Origin of the sequence: Streptomyces colwelliae (assembly GCF_048158785.1) — a bacterium.
Taxonomy (GTDB): Bacteria; Actinomycetota; Actinomycetes; order Streptomycetales; family Streptomycetaceae; genus Streptomyces.
In genome coordinates, this window is the sequence record NZ_JBLTJC010000800.1 from 1 (window position 1) to 1,332 (window position 1,332).

The window sequence follows — 1,332 nt, forward strand, 5'->3', positions numbered from 1 at the left end:
GGGGTGGGTGGCGCGCGGGGGATTACCACGTACGGAGCGCACCGGGCCCGAGTCCTCCCTACCTCCTAGCCCCCGTACGGCGTCGGATCCGTGACCCAGCCCGCCGTCAGGATCAGGCGGGACTCCCGGTGTACGGCCAGGAAGCCGAACGGGCGGTCGAAGCGGGCCGTGACGACGGTGGTCGTGTGGCGGAGCTGGGGCTGGGCACCGCCGTAGACGGGTGCGACCGCGGTCACCGCGGCGGCGCGGAAGCCGAGCGCGCCGAACTGGGCCATCGTGGACTGTTCGGCCTGCCCGATGGCCAGCGCGGACGGGCTGATGCCGGGGAAGTGGCCGTCGCCGGTGTCCATCGCCGTCGTGAGCCCGAACAGTCCGTGCAGGTCCAGGAGATCGTGCCGTGCCCGCATGTCGTACGCCACCGTCGTCACGGACAGCTGGGGCGGTTGCGGTGCGGCGCAGGGCTGTTGCTCGACGCGCAGGCCCGGTCCGACGTCTCCGTACGGGAGTTGGCCGCTCGGCACCACGGGGAGCCGGCGGGCCAGGACGTCAACTCCCGTGCCCAGCACCTGCCCCGGGGTCATGCGCTGTTCGCCGAGCAGCAGGTGGACGTCGATCCCGTTGTCGCCGGGGACCTTCAGCTCGGTGACGTATCCGTGCGGGCCACTCGCCACACCGACCCGGTCCAGCCGGACGCCGGTGCGGCGCAGGCCCGCCAACTGCCGTCCCTGCCAGGGCCCGGCGTCCGGGCTGAGCCTCGACTCGCTGAAGGGGCGCGGCCATTCGGTCCGGAGCGCGAGCGCGCTCGCCAGGACCATCAGCACGTCCTCGTCCAGCGTGACCGGCATCCGCTCGATCAGCCCGCCCGTCCGCTCGGCCGCCCACGCGTCCAACGCCCGCTGCGAGGCCGGGAGATCCTCGGTGAGCACACCGTGCGTGTCCGCCGGCAGCCCGGCCCGCCACTCCTCCCGTACGGTCAGTTCGCGCTTGGTCCACAGGCCGAGCGCGGAGTCCAGACCGGGCATCGACGCCATCGCGGCCAGCAACTCCCGTGCGGCGGCCGCCGCTTGGTCGGCCGGTATGCCCACCGCGTCCGCCAGCTCCGCCCGCGCCGCACCCCACGCCCCGTCGGCGAGAAACGCCAGCAGCGGCCACACCCCGGCCGCCGAGAACACCGTGCCGCCGGACACCGAGTCCGCCCAGCGCGCCGTCAGCCGATTGACCGCGTCGACCGCACCCTCGACGGCGGTGCCTCCAACTGCCGTGTCCCTCAACGCCGTTCCGCCGACTGCCGAGCCCCCGACCGCCGAGCCCTGAACCCCCGCGCCTCCAGCC

At 74.2% G+C, this 1,332-nt stretch carries 1 protein-coding gene; it reads right to left on the reverse strand.

Annotated elements, in window-relative coordinates:
- Window positions 1-65: 65 nt before the first annotated feature.
- The gene (locus tag ACNFOC_RS54450; RefSeq protein ID WP_416966323.1) at window positions 66-1,271 is read right to left on the reverse strand and encodes a serpin family protein; all 1,206 of its coding nucleotides are present in this window, start codon (window positions 1,269-1,271) and stop codon (window positions 66-68) included.
- Window positions 1,272-1,332: the final 61 nt, after the last annotated feature.